Source organism: Paenibacillus sp. MT86 (genome assembly GCF_058792535.1).
Genome location: NZ_CM179499.1, coordinates 6812734 through 6827001, shown reverse-complemented (window position 1 = coordinate 6827001; position 14268 = coordinate 6812734). Strand labels below are relative to the sequence as shown.

Genomic DNA, 14268 nt, shown 5'->3' with positions numbered 1-14268 from the left:
ATTCTTCCATCTCCAAAGAGTCGAGTTAAGCATGGGCTTAATTTATCGTGATCGCTCGGTGAGGCTTGCTGTAATGGCTTGTTCCGCCCCCGCCGACCAGAACTTTTCCTCCTCTTCTAAACACCAGCAGCTTGGTCAGTCCGCCTGCCAGCAGCACCTCGACTTTGGCATGGTTCGAAGTAGCGATATAAACGACATAACCGCTTTTCGAAAGCACGGTTCTCCAGTTGCCGTCAAACTCTGATCTCAAGACGCGGCTCGAGTATACCTGATTTTCAATTCGACCCGATGACGTTGTTCTCAAGGCGTACACCTCCACTTCATTCATGAAAAACGTGGGAAATGACCGTGCTGTCGCTGCATCATCTCCTATCTATTCTATGCAGCTGCAGATGATAGGTTTGGATGCTAGCCTCTTAATTTCCCCTTCACCAGCGTATGAAGCAACGTAGCAGCAATGCCGCAGACGCTGCCGACGACCGTACCGGTCACGATGCTGCTGATGAAGGCGAAGGTTCTGGTCAAAAAGCGGTTGGCTGCTGCAGGGAGGTCGGCCAGATTGCCCCCTAGAGCCGGCGGCGTTTCGAAGGCCATATTCCATAACAGCTGATGCGTAATGCCAAGAAAGAGCCCATAGACGGCTCCGATGGCCATTAAGGGCAGAAAAGGATGTTGAACGTGATGCCGCTTGCCGAGTACATAGAGTATCCAGACGATCGGGGGAATGAAGACAAGCAGCCGATTGATGATCCCGTGGGGATCGACCCATTGCAAATCGTGGGCAATGACGCGGGGAACGCCGAGCAATGCCAGCAGTATGATTGAGAGCATCGGCAAGCCGTTGTTATTTCTTCTTTGTATGTTCATCTCGCAATTTACCTCCGTAACCTTGAATTTAGATTCCCGATGTTAGCCGAGATGGTTTTAGTTTACCGAAGGCATGTTGTGAACTTATGACGAGGGTATACGCAATCCGTGAAATTACGCCGCTTCGGCTTGAAACTTGGAATATACAGGATCAAGGGGCGGGCTTGTTCTACGAATGAAACCGCGTCAGGACTGCATTTTCATAATGATGACATGATCCATTTAAAATTTGTCAACAATATTCTTGACGAAACCCGCTTTTCCTTTCGTTGAGCCTTTTGCCGGGCTGACTTAACATAGAGGTGTCAGATGAAAGCAACACTACAACATTCAGCTTTATTTTCAAATATGACTAGGAGGTCAGTACGATGTCCAACGAGACAAATACAAACGCTTCCAAAGGCATTCGCGTAAGGGTTCAGCAGCTCGGCCGGCTCCTTAGCGGCATGGTGATGCCGAATATCGGTGCGTTTATTGCTTGGGGCCTGATTACGGCTCTGTTCATCCCGACCGGCTGGTTCCCGAACGAGAAGTTGGGAGCTCTGGTTGACCCGATGATCAAGTATCTGCTTCCGCTCTTGATCGGTTATACGGGCGGACAGATGATCCACGGCAAACGCGGTGCGGTTATCGGTGCGGTTGCCACGGTCGGCGTTATCGTCGGTGCAAGTATTCCGATGTTCCTTGGCGCCATGATTGTCGGCCCTCTGGCTGCATGGGTATTAAAGCAGTTCGACAAGCTGATCGACGGCAAAATCAAATCCGGCTTCGAGATGCTGGTGAACAACTTCTCGCTGGGTATTATCGGCGGTGCGCTGACGCTGCTGGCCTACACCGGAATTGGTCCCCTTGTGCAGGGCATTACCAAAGTTCTTTCAGCCGGCGTTGACGTACTGGTCGATGCCAACCTTCTGCCGCTGGTCAACATTATCATTGAACCGGCGAAGGTATTATTCCTCAACAATGCGATTAACCACGGGATTTTCAGTCCTCTCGCTACAGAGGAATCGGCTCGGATCGGTCAATCCGTCCTGTATATGCTGGAATCCAATCCGGGACCCGGGCTGGGCATTCTTCTCGCCTTTTGGTTCTTTGGACGCGGTTCTGCCAGATCCTCTGCTCCGGGGGCGGTTGTGATTCACTTCCTGGGCGGTATCCATGAGATCTACTTCCCGTATATTTTGATGAAGCCGGTCCTCATCCTGGCCGCTATTGCGGGCGGCGTGGCCGGAACCTTCACCTTCCAGATTCTTGGAGCGGGACTCGTGGGACCTGCGTCGCCAGGCAGTATCCTTGCTTATTTCGCCATGGCGCCTAAGGGCGGCCTGGTTCCGGTGCTGGCCGGTGTCCTTGCTGCGACGGTCGTTTCCTTCGTGATTGCGGCACTGCTGCTCAAAACGGGTAAACAAACAGAAGAAGAGCCGAATTTGGAAGAAGCATCCGCCAAGATGAAAGAAATGAAAACCGGCGGCATGAACGACCAAGTTGCCCCAGCTTCTGCGGCTGTGGCCAATCTGGACAAAGACAACGTGAACAAAATCGTGTTCGCTTGCGATGCCGGCATGGGCTCCAGCGCGATGGGCGCCTCGGTATTGCGTAAGAAACTTCAGCAGGCAGGCGTCAACATTACCGTTGTGAATTCGGCGGTAAGCGAAATACCGGATGATGCGGATATCGTCATTACCCAGAAGACTCTCACCGAGCGGGCCATCGCCAAGAATCCGAATGCCGAGCATATCTCGATCGACAACTTCCTGAAGAGTCCGAGATATGACGAGCTGGTGGAACGACTCAAAGACTAACATAAGCTTGAACCATATGACACGCTGGCGTAATCACGCCGGCGTTGTCTCCATTTCATGAAGAAGGGAGCCATGGATCTGGGACACATTACTGCCCGCCAGCGACAAATCCTTCTGCTCCTCATGAGCAGGACCGATGGCATGACGGCTGCAGAAATAGCCGCTGACGTTGGGGTCAGCGTCAGGACGGTTCACCGGGAAATGGAGGAGATCGAGAAAGACCTGCAAGGTACGGGCGTTGTGCTTCTCAAAAAGTCGGGAACGGGCATCCGGCTGGAAGAAGAGAAGCCCGAAGGGATGTCCCTGCTGCGACGATCCCTGCTTGCGGGGAAGCCGGCCGATTATTCCGTGGAAGAACGCAAAATCCTCATGCTGTGCGCTTTGCTTGAGGCGGATGAGCCCGTCAAATTGTTTGCTTTGGCCCATAGTTTGAAGGTAACCGTCCCGACGGTGAGCAATGATCTGGATGAGCTGGAGCCGTGGATGAAGCGGTTTAACCTGAAGCTCATACGGCGCCGGGGCTACGGCATCGAGATCGACGGCGCGGAAGGGGTAAGGCGAAGGGCGATTGGCAGGCTCGCCGAGGAATATCTGGATTATTCCGATCTTGTCGGTGACGGATACAGCGACACGCGGGAGCCGGTGACGGCCCGGCTGCTGTCCATGATCGATAAACCGGCTCTGCTGGATGTAGAGAAAACGTTGTGGGATATGAATTGGGATTGGACGGAGGATCTTAGCGAAAGTGCCTACACTTCCACGCTGATCGCGTTATCGGTTTCCGTAAACAGGATCAAGCGGGGACGGGACATGGAAGCTGCCGATATTGCGAGCTACCCTCCTTCCTCTGTTTCCGTCGAGGAGGCGCGGGATTTTGTTGGTCGCCTCGGCGAGAAACTGGAAATGAATTTCCGCGAATCAGAATTGATCTATATCGCCCAATTGTTTGAGGCGGCAAAGAACATGTCCGAGGTCAGCGAGCTGGTTCATGCGGACGTCGAAATGGTGGAGATCGCCCATCGCCTGATTGAACGGGTTCAGGGGCGCACCGGCATTCCGTTCCAGGAGGACCGCACGCTGCGGGCAGGTCTGGTGGAGCACATCGGGGCTGCACTGAATCGGATTCGGGAAGGGACCCGGATCCGAAATCCGCTGCTCAGTCCGATTCGGAAGGATTATGAGGAATTGTTCGGGATCGTCCGGCGCTCGGTCGACGAGCTGAAGCTGGATTTAAGCATCCCGGATGAAGAAATCGGGTTTCTGGTTATGCATTTTGGAGCATCGAGCGAACGGCTGAACCAGCCGGAACACCATCTGAAGGCCATCCTGGTATGCTCCAGCGGTCTCAGCTCCTCCAGACTTCTCGGGACAAGGCTGAATAAGGAGATGCCGCAGATCGAGGTGCTCGGCAACGTATCGTGGTATGAAGCGGCTCGGATCCCGAAGGAGCAATACGATCTCATCATATCGACCATTGATCTGCCGCTGCCGAAGGATCGATATGTAAGACTAAGCCCGCTGCTGACGGCGGATGATAAAGAGGCGCTGCTTCGATTCATCCAGAGCACATCCTTCGAGCCGGCCAGCAGCAGGGCTGCCGTCAGCCGAATCGAGGAAGATCGTAAAGCTGCATCTTTCGAGCGGCTCCGCATGCAGGCCGCCCTGATGAACGAAATCGTATCGCTTCTGGACGGCTTCCATGTCTACCATCTGGATAATCTTCAGAATGATTTGCAGGGAACTTTGAACGAGGCCTTGGCCAAGGTATATGAGCAAGGGGCTCTCCGTGATGCGGAGATGGTGAAGGAGCGCCTGCTTGAACGCGAACGGATGGGTACCCAGCTTATTCCCGACACGACGCTGGCTTTATTCCATACGCGAAGCCGCTATATCACCTGGCCTTCGCTGTCCCTGTTCAGGCTGGCGCATCGAGCGCCGCTTGAGGATGGGGCCCAGGCGGGCGTCATTCTGCTGATGCTGGCACCGAAGCAGCTTCCGAAGGAAAGCCTGGAGGTGCTCAGCGAAATCAGCGCCATGCTGCTTCGCTCCGAGCTGATCGAGCTGATGGAGCGGGGCGGCGAGGAAGAGATTCGATCCTATTTGGCGGAAGAGCTTCAGCATTTTTTCAATCACAGACCATAGAAAGAGGGAGACTAACATGAATAACATACTGTCCAAAGATAAAGTCGTACTGAACGCAAAGGCTGACAGCAAGAGTGAAGCCATTCGCATGGCGGGGAACCTTCTGGTACAGGCAGGCCATGTATCGGCCGATTACGTGGATAAAATGCTGGAACGCGAAGAAATTGCGTCCACTTATATGGGCGGAGGACTTGCAATTCCCCATGGCACCAAAGAAGCGAAAGGCATGGTCATCTCCACGGGATTGTCGATCGTCCGCTTTCCGGAAGGCGTGGATTTCGGCGGAGACGAGCCGGCGTTCATCGTCATTGGCATCGCGGCTGCCGGCGGCGACCATATGGAGATTCTGACGAATGTGGCCATGATTTTCACGGATGACGAGAGCATCGAGAAGGTCATGAACGCTTCCAGCGAAGAGGAGATTCAGGCCATCTTCGAGGGAGGAATGGGCGCATGAAGGCAGTCCATTTCGGCGCGGGCAACATCGGACGCGGTTTTATAGGGCTCTTGTTGTCACAGGCCGGTTATGAGGTTTGTTTTGTCGACGTAAACGAAGAGCTGGTTTCAGAGCTGAAGGCGCGCGGGGAATATCCCGTAACCCTGGCCAGCGAAGGGCAGGAGACCACGGTGGTCAAAGGCATCACCGCTCTCAATAGCGCCTCGGAACCGGAAGCTGCCGCGCGCGCGGTAGCGGAAGCGGATCTCGTCACGACGGCGGTCGGCGTCAACATCTTGAAATTTATCGCCGGCACCATTGCCGAGGGGCTGAAGCTTCGGCTGCAAACGAACTCGGCATCGCCGCTTCATATTATTGCATGCGAGAACGCCATCGGCGGCAGCTCGCAGCTGAAAGAGCATGTCTATGGGAAGCTTGATGACGAGACGAAGCGTAAGGCTGATCGGCTCGTGGCTTTCCCGGATGCAGCCGTAGACCGGATCGTGCCGCTGCAGCAGCATGAGGACCGTCTGAAGGTCGTGGTGGAGCCGTTCTATGAGTGGGCTGTGGATCGCTCGCAGATGTTTGAGGATTATGTCCCCGTTGAAGGCATTCACTACGTGGACCGCCTGGAGCCGTACATTGAACGCAAGCTGTTCACGGTGAATACCGGACACTGCTCGGCTGCGTATGTAGGCTTTCTGAAAGGCTATGAAACGATCCAGGACGCCATGAAGGACGAGGCGGTGGCAGGCCATGTCCGCGCGGTGCTCGAAGAAACGGGAGCTGCGCTCATACACAAGCACGGCTTCGGTCCTTCCGAGCACCAAGCATATATTGACACCATCCTGGAGCGGTTCCGCAATCCCGCGCTGACCGACGAGGTGTCGCGCGTTGGCCGCTCCCCGATCCGGAAGCTGTCCCCGGGCGACCGCCTGGTCTCGCCGGCCATGCTGGCTTTCGAGAGCGGACTGGCGTATAAGAGCCTGGCGAAGTCCATGGCGGCAGCCCTGTTGTTCGATGTTCCGGAAGATCCGGAAAGCGTGGAACTCCAAGCCTCCGTTCGGGATATCGGCGTAAGCGACACGGCTTCCCAATATACCGGCATTGCCGGAGAGCATCCCATCATGGGTGAGGTAATGGAGCAGTATGAGGCCTTGAAGGCCGAGCTCGAAGCGAATGCATAATCATTGGAAATATAATGATGAGCCCCTGATCCTCTTCGCGGAGATATCAGGGGCTTTATGCATAGCGGGGAGTTCCTCATGCTTCAGGATGTTGTGCGCTTTGTTGGCGCTTATCGTTGGAAACTACAATATGGAACCAAATTCCAAATATTCCATCCATAATATTTCAGAAAATTTTCGCTAATTTTCGAAATAAAGAGTACACTAGAAGTAAGAATCTACAAATTGGATGTGATGAGCATGGCAGAAGAATTGATCTTGACCCAGGAGGGCTATGACAAACTCCAGGAGGAACTTGACGATCTCAAGTATGTAAAACGCAAAGAATTAGCGGAACGGATCAAGCTCGCGATCAGCTATGGTGACTTGAAGGAGAACAGCGAGTACCACTCAGCCAAGAACGACCAGGCATTTATGGAAACGCGCATCATCATCCTGGAAAAAACGCTTAACAGCGCCCGGATCGTCGACGCTAAGGATGTAAGCTCGACCACGGTTAACGTCGGTTCGAACGTCGTCCTGAACGACATCGAATTTGGCGAGAAGCTTGAATATCAGGTGGTAGGCCCCGCAGAAGCCGACGTATCCAATAACAAAGTTTCCTATGAAAGCCCGCTCGGCAAAGCGCTGATGGGCAAAGCGGTAGGCGACCAGGTCCATGTGGAAGCGCCCATGGGCATCGTGAAATACGAATTGTTGGAGATCAAGGCGCTGTAATCGCCGATGGATCAACGAATATATAGATGCAAAAGGCGTAACCGGGTGCTACATGTCCGGTTACGCCTTTCTTATGCTCGTCCCGGTTAAGGGATCGCCTTTTCATGCCTGTTGGAGCCCTTTAAGCATTAGCCGTCACAGCCTTGCGCTCATACATATAGCAGGCTGCTCCCAGAATGAAGGCGAGCCCTACCAATCCGGCGCCCACCCAAGGCAGGGCCGTTAAGCTTAGATGCGTAATGACCAATCCCCCGATAAAAGCGCCCGCCGCATTTCCGAGATTGCCCGCGGAATGGGTTGCTGTGGAGGCCAGTGCAGGAGCGGATTGGGCCAGACTCATCACGCGCACCTGCATTCCCGGCATAACGGCGAAAGAGGCGGCCCCCCACAGCACGATGGTCAGCACAGCCGTGACCGGGTGATGGATGGTCACCGTGAGGATGGTCAGAATGACGGCCGTCGCAAAGTAAACGCCCAGGATGGAGGGCAGCAGTTTCCAGTCCGCCAGCCTGCCGCCTACGATGTTGCCTACGGTCACGCCGATACCGAACAGGATCAGAATCCAGGTGACGCTGGGTTCCGCTAAGCCCGTGATCTCAATCAGCAGGGGCGCGATATAAGTGAAGACGGCGAACAGGCCGGCATTGCCAAGCGCGCCGATCAGCAGGAAGAGAAGAAGCTGGGGTCTAATGATGGCCGTGATCTGCTGAACGATGCTTGTCGCTTGCTCCTGCCGGATCTTCGGTATGAAGATCAGGATGCCGATCAATGCCAACACGCCCATGACGGCAATCGCGCCGAATGAAGCGCGCCAGCCCATCGTTTGGCCGATGAAGGTACCGATCGGAACCCCGATGATATTGGCTATCGTTAATCCCGCCATCATGATGGACACCGCTCCGGCACGCTTGTCCGGCCGCACCAGATTGGATGCGATGACAGCGCCCACGCCGAAGAAGGTCCCGTGCGTCAGCGCGGTCAGCATCCGGGCTCCCATCAGAACGGCATAGTTCGGAGCGAAGACCGAGATGCCGTTGCCCAGGATGAACAGGCCCATGAGCAGCAGTAACAGCTTTTTCTGCGGAATTTGGTTAGTAAGGACGGTCAGAATAGGGGCTCCTACGGCTACCCCGAGGGCATACATCGTAATCAGCTGCCCGGCAGACGCGATGCTGACATTCAGATCATCGGCCACATTGGGGAGGATCCCCATAATGACAAACTCCGTCATGCCAATGGCAAATGCACCCACGGTGAGAGAGAGTATCGAGATGGGAAAGGGTTCTTTGCCGCTTTTTTCCCCAGTGGCATGTTGCGAAATATCCATGGTGTTCAAGTCAACCTTTCTGCTCTGTATGTTAAAGATATAATCCCAATCTTCATTATCGGTTTTATAGAGGGACTGTTACATATTATTTAACGTGGCGGGAGGATAATCAAGAACTTTATTTTTCGTAAAACAGGGGTATCCTGTTAAGGTAGACTCTTCCATGAACAGGAGCTTGTCCGTCATGTAAGAGCTTAAGAGCGCCATTGCAGGCGCTCTTCCCATAAGCAGGCGCTATAGAGGTGCCTGTGGGAGCGGATTGACCCATTCCTTTTGATATAAGAACATCAGAAACAGGTGAACGACTCGATACTTCTTAAGTCGAGCCCTGAATATACCCACATCCATCCCGTCCAGCGGAAGCCGGCCACCGAGGTGCGGCCCACAAAAGTCGGGTAAAACCAGAAGCCGGGTCCACGTGTGGGCCAAATATAGGTATTTCTGAACAAACAGCCCCTGATCGCTCCAGGATCAACTGCGAAGGTACTGGCCATAGGCTGTTGGGGGACAGATGTTGGAGGCGGGGATGAGGGCCCTTGCATCGGTCCCTGGGGTCCTTGCGGCGGCATAAATGCCATGAGGATTCACTCCTTAATCGGGTTTTTAGGTTTGGAAGTGCGCGGGAGACTTGCCGAACTACAATGTAAAGCCCTTCTTCTAGATGTAAAGCAAGGTGATGACAAGCAATTCGAAGAGGACAAGTGGCAGGATTACATTGTTATAGTAACTGGGACCGAAGCCGCGCTGGTTTCCGTATCCGGGCATGCTCAAATACAGAATCCCTTTCTCGCAGTGCATAATAGTGCCTTCAAAGACATCGCCGTCAAGCGTTTCGACGCGAACCAGCTGATTCGCATGCTGCTTGCATAGATGGTGGATATGATCGCGAACCGATTTGATGTTGTGCTTCATGCTGGGTTCAGCTTGATATAAGGTTTGTTCCTGGTGTCCGGGATATTGAATGCTCATATGGAAAAGACCCCCATCGTGAATTAGTCATACATAATCCCATCCTATGCAAATGCCCAGAGAAGGGTGTTAAGGGTCTGTTGAATTTCCCGCATGGGCAAATGAGCCGATCAGTGATACGATTTAGGTCAATACATTGAATAGAGGAAGTGAACGTTAGCCATGATCGATATAACCATCCCCAAGCCGGACGTCACCATAACCAAGCAGGATGCTCCGGAACTGAGCCATATTTACGGATTTACGGATTTCCACCTGATTCCGAGAGACCGGGGTGGGATTTTCATGTTCTACAACAGCAAGGAGGAGCTTCTGTTCGTTGGCAAAGCTAGAAAGCTGAGACCTCGGATCAAGAAGCATTTTGAAGATAGCGTCTCCCCGATCAAGGAGCATCGGAATGAAGTGACGAGCATCGAGGTTTGTGTCATTGAAGACGCGGTGCATAGAGAGATATATGAAACCTATATCATTAATGAATTCAAGGCCAAATACAATGTGGACAAGGTGTTCTTTCGATAAGGAATACGAACGGTAAAGCGAAGAGGGGCAATAAGCGAGGTCAGGTAAGGAGCCGCGTTTGTTGCTTTTTTTGCGCTGTAATAAAAATAAATTGAAAAAACATCTAAATATTCCTTTACAGGAATATTCCCTTTGTGGTATATTTAAAACAAGAAAAACGGCAGCAAAAAAAGAAGCCGAAAAAAGAGGTGATGATGGTGACGGGAACAGAGAGAGTTGACAATCGCCGTAAACGCCATAACAGCGGGTCTGTACCGGTCATCACGACAAGATGGAACTGACAACATTTAACGCATTAGCCGAACCAAGCCGTTTTCGTATCGTGAATCTCCTGCAGAAGGGGCCGCTTACGGTAGGGGAAATCGCCGAACGTCTCGACATTCGGCAGCCTCAAGCCTCGAAGCATTTGAAGGTACTGCTGGATGCCGGACTGGTCGAGGTAAGGGCGGATGCGAACCGACGGAATTACATGCTGCGGTCGGAGCCGTTTCAGGAATTGGACCGTTGGCTCGATAATTACCGCCGCATATGGAACGAACGGTATGACAACTTGGATGATTACTTGGAGAAGCTGCAATCGGATATGAAGAAACAGGAGTAAACACCATCTAATTCGAGGAGGAATATATAATGACAAGCAAAATGATTACACGGGTAGAAGGTCAAGTGATCGTACTGGAGCGCGTATTTAATGCACCAAGAGAGCTGGTATTCAAGGTGCTTACCGATGGAGAGCATCTGAAGCAGTGGTGGGGGCCTCGCGGATGGGACATTACGGTATCCGACATGGATTTCCGTCCTGGCGGCCAATGGCATTACTGCATGAAGTGCATGGATCAGAATCAAGGGGATTTCTACGGCATGGAATCCTGGGGCAAATCGGTCTACCAGGAAATTGAGGAGCCGGAGAAAATCGTCTACATCGACTATTTCTCGGATGCGGAAGGCAATATTGCGGAGGGCATGCCCGCAACCACGGTGACGATGACGTTTGAGGAAGTGGATGGAAAGACCAAGCTGGTCAATCGAGGTGTATATGAATCCGCTGAAGCGCTCCAATCGGTATTGGATATGGGAATGGAAGAAGGCATTACCCAAACCTGGGATCGCTTGGAGGAATACCTGGCATCGAAACAATAAGCCCATTTCAAATGCATCGTTAAAAGGTAAAATGCATGGCCGGAATCCGTATGGATCCCGGCCATTTTTGGATTCCATATGCATCGAATCCACCGATTTCACGTTATCAGTTAACTTGTAACTTGAAAAATCCGAACCAAAAGTTCAATATAAAGATAATTGCAAGATGATTAACGATATGGACTGCCCTAGGCGGGAAGCATCGATAACCTTTGCCGGCGGTTCTGACCGCGGCAAAGCATAATAGGAGGAAATCATAATGGAGATTGGGGTTAGCTAGTTCGTGGAGACGTGGCCGGATGTGAAGACCGGCGAAGTGATAAGCCATGCGCAGCGGCTGCGCGAGGTGGTTGAGGAAATCGTCCTGGCCGATCAGGTGGGATTGGATGTGTATGGCGTAGGGGAGCATCACCGCAAGGATTATGCGGCGTCTTCGCCTGCGGTCGTTCTTGCCGCGGCTGCGTCGCAGACGAAGTGGATTCGGCTGACCAGCGCGGTGACGGTGCTGTCTTCCGCTGACCCGGTACGGGTCTTTCAGGATTTTGCTACCTTGGACGCGATTTCGAACGGACGCGCGGAGATTATGGCCGGCAGGGGTTCGTTCATCGAATCGTTCCCGTTATTCGGCTATGATCTGAGTCATTATGACGAGTTGTTCGAGGAGAAGCTGGAGCTGCTGCTCAAAATCCGCGAGTCGGAAAAAGTCACCTGGCAGGGCGAGCATCGTCCGGCGATCCATAACTTAGGCGTCTATCCTCGTCCGGTTCAGAACCCGCTGCCGGTGTGGATCGGAAGCGGAGGCAATTCGGAATCGGTCGTGCGGGCAGGCCTGCTCGGCCTCCCGCTGGTGCTGGCGATTATCGGCGGCAGTCCCCTGCAGTTTGCGCCGCTGGTCAAGCTGTATAAAGAAGCGGCAGCTCATGCCGGGCATGATGTGTCGAAGCTGCCGATCGGCTCGCATTCCCACGGATTCATTGCGGAAGAAACCGAGCTGGCCGCGGACAAGTTCTTCCCTTCGACCCAAGCCAGCATGAACGTGCTGGGACGGGAGCGGGGCTGGGGGTACTATGACCGGGCAAGATTCGATGCGGCCCGCAGCTTCGAAGGTGCGCTGTACGTAGGGGATCCTGAGACGGTCGCCGAGAAGATCATTCACCTGCGCAAGCATGTGGGCATTACCCGCTTTATGCTGCATGTGCCTGTGGGAACGATGCCTCACGACGAAGTCATGAGAGCCATCGAACTGCTGGGAACCGAAGTCGCCCCTCGGGTCCGGAAGGAAATCGACCGCTGGGAAGCGGCTGGCGAGCCTGCGGAGTAAGCAGAATTACTTTTTGACGATATGAAATGAAGACGCATGTAACTTTTTCCGGCACGAGTTCGTCTATGACATAAACAGGCGGGGCGGTGTACATCTTGCGGGTGGCCAGATATTTTGTGTTGTGGTTCGTCTTTATGTTTCTGTTTACCGGAGCTGTCGTAGGCTTGGAGTATATCGAAGGATACAAGATCACGACGACGGAATATTTCGGCCTTCGTAATGCGGGTTTTGTTCTGATGATCATTCCGATTCTCATATCCTCGCTACTATACCCGGTGATCGTGCTCCCTTTATCGTGGCTCATGGGCATGATTCGATGGGTCAGAGCTTCACTCATCCTGTATGCCCTGCTGTATGCCGTGATGTGGGCTGCGGTCGGGACAGTGCTGTTCTACGAAAGCTATGATGACCGATTCATACAGGAATATGAACTTCATGTCAGCACCGCAGTCATTCTGTTTGGTGTAATCGGCTTGATCTACGGCGGGATCGAGCGGAAGGTTCTGCGTAATCATCCGGCCGGCTCGGTTAAGGTTCAAGAAAAGACCATGGGAAGCCATTAGGGCATCCGATGGTCTTTTGATTAAAAATATACTTATTCGTCTCTCCTGAACTGCATCTCGACGGACTCGCTTGCCGGCGGCAGCTCCATGCCTTGTTCCCAGATCAGAACCCGGTCATCCGGCGTCCCCAAATAGAGGGCCTTGATCTGAACGCCGTCGCCAAAGCTCTTCTCGTAGGCATTTCGTTCTTCAATATCGTTCGTATAGTACATATTGGACAGTCCCATATCCGCGAATTTTTTAGATTTGATGATGGGACGCTTGGGTGTCACATAGAAGTTTCCTTCCTCATCCGTATCGTAGCTGGCTTGGTTGACATGATAGCCGTCGGTCATCTTCACGTGATAAGCAATGCGCCCATCCTTCAGCTGGCTGATATCGGATACCTGCATCACGCGGGTCGGCACGCTTGTAATGTTCCATTCGAACAGACCCGCATATGCCAGGAACAAGAGACCGACTGCTAAGCAGCTGATCAATAGACCTTTGGTAAACGAGATCCATTTGGTGCGCGACCACTGGGCTGCAACTTGCCTCAATCCGGCTCCTTCATCCTTGTTTTGCTCCATCGTTTGGGTGGGCAGCGACATTGGGGAGCTCATATGGCTCAGCACCTCCCGGCATTCCGGGCAATCCGCCAGATGCTCTTCTACCAAGGTTTTGGTGTCTGCGCTGCACACATCATCATGGTACAAAGGCAGCAAATCCTGAATAATCTCGCACGATATTCGGCTCACGATTGATTCCCCTCCTTGTACAGGCTTTGGATTTTTTGCTTGGCTCGAAAGAAGGTGACTCTTGCCCAGCTCTCGGTTTTTCCAAACAGCCGGCTGATTTCGCCAAAAGACAATTCCCCGAACACTCGGAGCGTAAACACCTCTTTATACGGCTCGTCCATCCGGTGCAGGATTTGATGGATGCGAAAAGCCTCAGCCCTTTCCACGGTTTGCCATGCGATATCCTGACCGCTGCCGTGGTCGATCTGCGGGGCCGGCTCATACCGCTTTTGTTTATCAAGATAGGAGAAGTATGTATGTTTAGCGATTTGGCATAGCCACACGCTCAGCTTGCATGTGCCTTGAAACGAATCGATATGCTTCAGCGCTTTGAAAAACGTCTCCTGCGTGAGTTCTTCCGCAACATGCTCGTCTCTGCTGAGCGACAGCAGAAACCGATACACGTCTTGAAAGTGTTGATGGTAGATCTGGTGCAAATCCGTCACCTGTTCACCTCCTTGCCTATATGACCGGGTCATGGCCGATTCGTTACAATAATCCG

The 14268-nt window shown here is 52.9% G+C and carries 17 protein-coding genes; 11 read left to right on the top strand and 6 right to left on the bottom strand.

Annotated features, from left to right (window positions below; genetic code table 11):
• Positions 1-37: 37 nt before the first annotated feature.
• On the bottom strand, positions 38-328 hold the full coding sequence (locus AC3RCL_RS31120) for a hypothetical protein (RefSeq protein ID WP_492533841.1): 291 nt from the start codon (positions 326-328) through the stop codon (positions 38-40).
• Between the two features lie 80 nt (positions 329-408).
• On the bottom strand, positions 409-867 hold the full coding sequence (locus AC3RCL_RS31115; protein WP_492533839.1) for a hypothetical protein: 459 nt from the start codon (positions 865-867) through the stop codon (positions 409-411).
• A 368-nt stretch (positions 868-1235) separates the two neighbouring features.
• On the opposite strand from AC3RCL_RS31115, the gene AC3RCL_RS31110 reads away from it, so the two are divergent.
• The 5 genes from AC3RCL_RS31110 (at position 1236) to greA (ending at position 7151) form a co-directional block, all read left to right on the top strand.
• The gene (locus AC3RCL_RS31110) at positions 1236-2669 is read left to right on the top strand and encodes a PTS mannitol transporter subunit IIBC (protein WP_015738000.1); all 1434 of its coding nucleotides are present in this window, start codon (positions 1236-1238) and stop codon (positions 2667-2669) included.
• Positions 2670-2741: 72 nt separating this feature from the next.
• Positions 2742-4811 (top strand): BglG family transcription antiterminator, encoded by a 2070-nt coding sequence (locus AC3RCL_RS31105; protein WP_192570237.1) that lies wholly within the window; start codon positions 2742-2744, stop codon positions 4809-4811.
• Between the two features lie 16 nt (positions 4812-4827).
• Entirely contained in the window at positions 4828-5268 is a 441-nt protein-coding gene (locus tag AC3RCL_RS31100; protein ID WP_492533837.1) for a PTS mannitol transporter subunit IIA, read from the top strand.
• Positions 5265-6434, top strand: coding sequence for a mannitol-1-phosphate 5-dehydrogenase (locus tag AC3RCL_RS31095; protein ID WP_192570238.1), 1170 nt, complete (start codon positions 5265-5267; stop codon positions 6432-6434). The genes AC3RCL_RS31100 and AC3RCL_RS31095 overlap by 4 nt, the downstream gene beginning before the upstream one ends.
• Positions 6435-6674: 240 nt before the next feature.
• Positions 6675-7151 carry a transcription elongation factor GreA gene (gene greA / locus AC3RCL_RS31090; RefSeq protein WP_015737997.1) on the top strand — a complete coding sequence of 159 codons (477 nt, stop codon included), beginning with the start codon at positions 6675-6677 and terminating at the stop codon, positions 7149-7151.
• A 121-nt stretch (positions 7152-7272) separates the two neighbouring features.
• Here the strand turns inward: greA and AC3RCL_RS31085 are convergent, their stop codons facing one another.
• Entirely contained in the window at positions 7273-8478 is a 1206-nt protein-coding gene (locus AC3RCL_RS31085) for an MFS transporter (RefSeq protein ID WP_492533834.1), read from the bottom strand.
• A gap of 657 nt (positions 8479-9135) precedes the next feature.
• Positions 9136-9447, bottom strand: coding sequence for a hypothetical protein (locus AC3RCL_RS31080; protein ID WP_096775663.1), 312 nt, complete (start codon positions 9445-9447; stop codon positions 9136-9138).
• A 162-nt stretch (positions 9448-9609) separates the two neighbouring features.
• On the opposite strand from AC3RCL_RS31080, the gene AC3RCL_RS31075 reads away from it, so the two are divergent.
• The 6 genes from AC3RCL_RS31075 (at position 9610) to AC3RCL_RS31050 (ending at position 12990) form a co-directional block, all read left to right on the top strand.
• Positions 9610-9966, top strand: a complete 357-nt coding sequence (locus AC3RCL_RS31075) for a nucleotide excision repair endonuclease (protein ID WP_015737994.1) — start codon at positions 9610-9612, stop codon at positions 9964-9966.
• A gap of 61 nt (positions 9967-10027) precedes the next feature.
• Entirely contained in the window at positions 10028-10186 is a 159-nt protein-coding gene (locus AC3RCL_RS31070) for a hypothetical protein (protein ID WP_492533832.1), read from the top strand.
• Positions 10187-10237: 51 nt separating this feature from the next.
• A complete protein-coding gene (locus AC3RCL_RS31065) occupies positions 10238-10567 on the top strand; it encodes an ArsR/SmtB family transcription factor (protein WP_015737993.1) in 330 nt (109 codons plus the stop codon).
• 29 nt (positions 10568-10596) lie between these two features.
• Positions 10597-11106, top strand: coding sequence for an SRPBCC domain-containing protein (locus tag AC3RCL_RS31060; RefSeq protein ID WP_096775664.1), 510 nt, complete (start codon positions 10597-10599; stop codon positions 11104-11106).
• A 283-nt stretch (positions 11107-11389) separates the two neighbouring features.
• A complete protein-coding gene (locus tag AC3RCL_RS31055) occupies positions 11390-12427 on the top strand; it encodes an LLM class flavin-dependent oxidoreductase (RefSeq protein ID WP_492533829.1) in 1038 nt (345 codons plus the stop codon).
• A 101-nt stretch (positions 12428-12528) separates the two neighbouring features.
• Complete coding sequence (locus tag AC3RCL_RS31050) at positions 12529-12990, top strand: hypothetical protein (protein ID WP_492536505.1); 462 nt, start codon at positions 12529-12531, stop codon at positions 12988-12990.
• Positions 12991-13022: 32 nt separating this feature from the next.
• On the opposite strand, the gene AC3RCL_RS31045 is transcribed toward AC3RCL_RS31050, so the two are convergent.
• Positions 13023-13727 carry a zf-HC2 domain-containing protein gene (locus tag AC3RCL_RS31045; RefSeq protein ID WP_492533827.1) on the bottom strand — a complete coding sequence of 235 codons (705 nt, stop codon included), beginning with the start codon at positions 13725-13727 and terminating at the stop codon, positions 13023-13025.
• Complete coding sequence (locus tag AC3RCL_RS31040; protein WP_096775667.1) at positions 13724-14212, bottom strand: RNA polymerase sigma factor; 489 nt, start codon at positions 14210-14212, stop codon at positions 13724-13726. The genes AC3RCL_RS31045 and AC3RCL_RS31040 overlap by 4 nt, the downstream gene beginning before the upstream one ends.
• Positions 14213-14268 lie beyond the last annotated feature (56 nt).

Coding starts and splice junctions, on each gene's coding strand:
- AC3RCL_RS31115 (WP_492533839.1), bottom strand. CDS start 867: ATGAACATACAAAGAAGAAATAACAACGGCTTGCCGATGCTCTCAATC.
- AC3RCL_RS31120 (WP_492533841.1), bottom strand. CDS start 328: ATGAATGAAGTGGAGGTGTACGCCTTGAGAACAACGTCATCGGGTCGA.
- AC3RCL_RS31095 (WP_192570238.1), top strand. CDS start 5,265: ATGAAGGCAGTCCATTTCGGCGCGGGCAACATCGGACGCGGTTTTATA.
- greA (WP_015737997.1), top strand. CDS start 6,675: ATGGCAGAAGAATTGATCTTGACCCAGGAGGGCTATGACAAACTCCAG.
- AC3RCL_RS31105 (WP_192570237.1), top strand. CDS start 2,742: ATGGATCTGGGACACATTACTGCCCGCCAGCGACAAATCCTTCTGCTC.
- AC3RCL_RS31100 (WP_492533837.1), top strand. CDS start 4,828: ATGAATAACATACTGTCCAAAGATAAAGTCGTACTGAACGCAAAGGCT.
- AC3RCL_RS31110 (WP_015738000.1), top strand. CDS start 1,236: ATGTCCAACGAGACAAATACAAACGCTTCCAAAGGCATTCGCGTAAGG.
- AC3RCL_RS31075 (WP_015737994.1), top strand. CDS start 9,610: ATGATCGATATAACCATCCCCAAGCCGGACGTCACCATAACCAAGCAG.
- AC3RCL_RS31060 (WP_096775664.1), top strand. CDS start 10,597: ATGACAAGCAAAATGATTACACGGGTAGAAGGTCAAGTGATCGTACTG.
- AC3RCL_RS31065 (WP_015737993.1), top strand. CDS start 10,238: ATGGAACTGACAACATTTAACGCATTAGCCGAACCAAGCCGTTTTCGT.
- AC3RCL_RS31080 (WP_096775663.1), bottom strand. CDS start 9,447: ATGAGCATTCAATATCCCGGACACCAGGAACAAACCTTATATCAAGCT.
- AC3RCL_RS31085 (WP_492533834.1), bottom strand. CDS start 8,478: ATGGATATTTCGCAACATGCCACTGGGGAAAAAAGCGGCAAAGAACCC.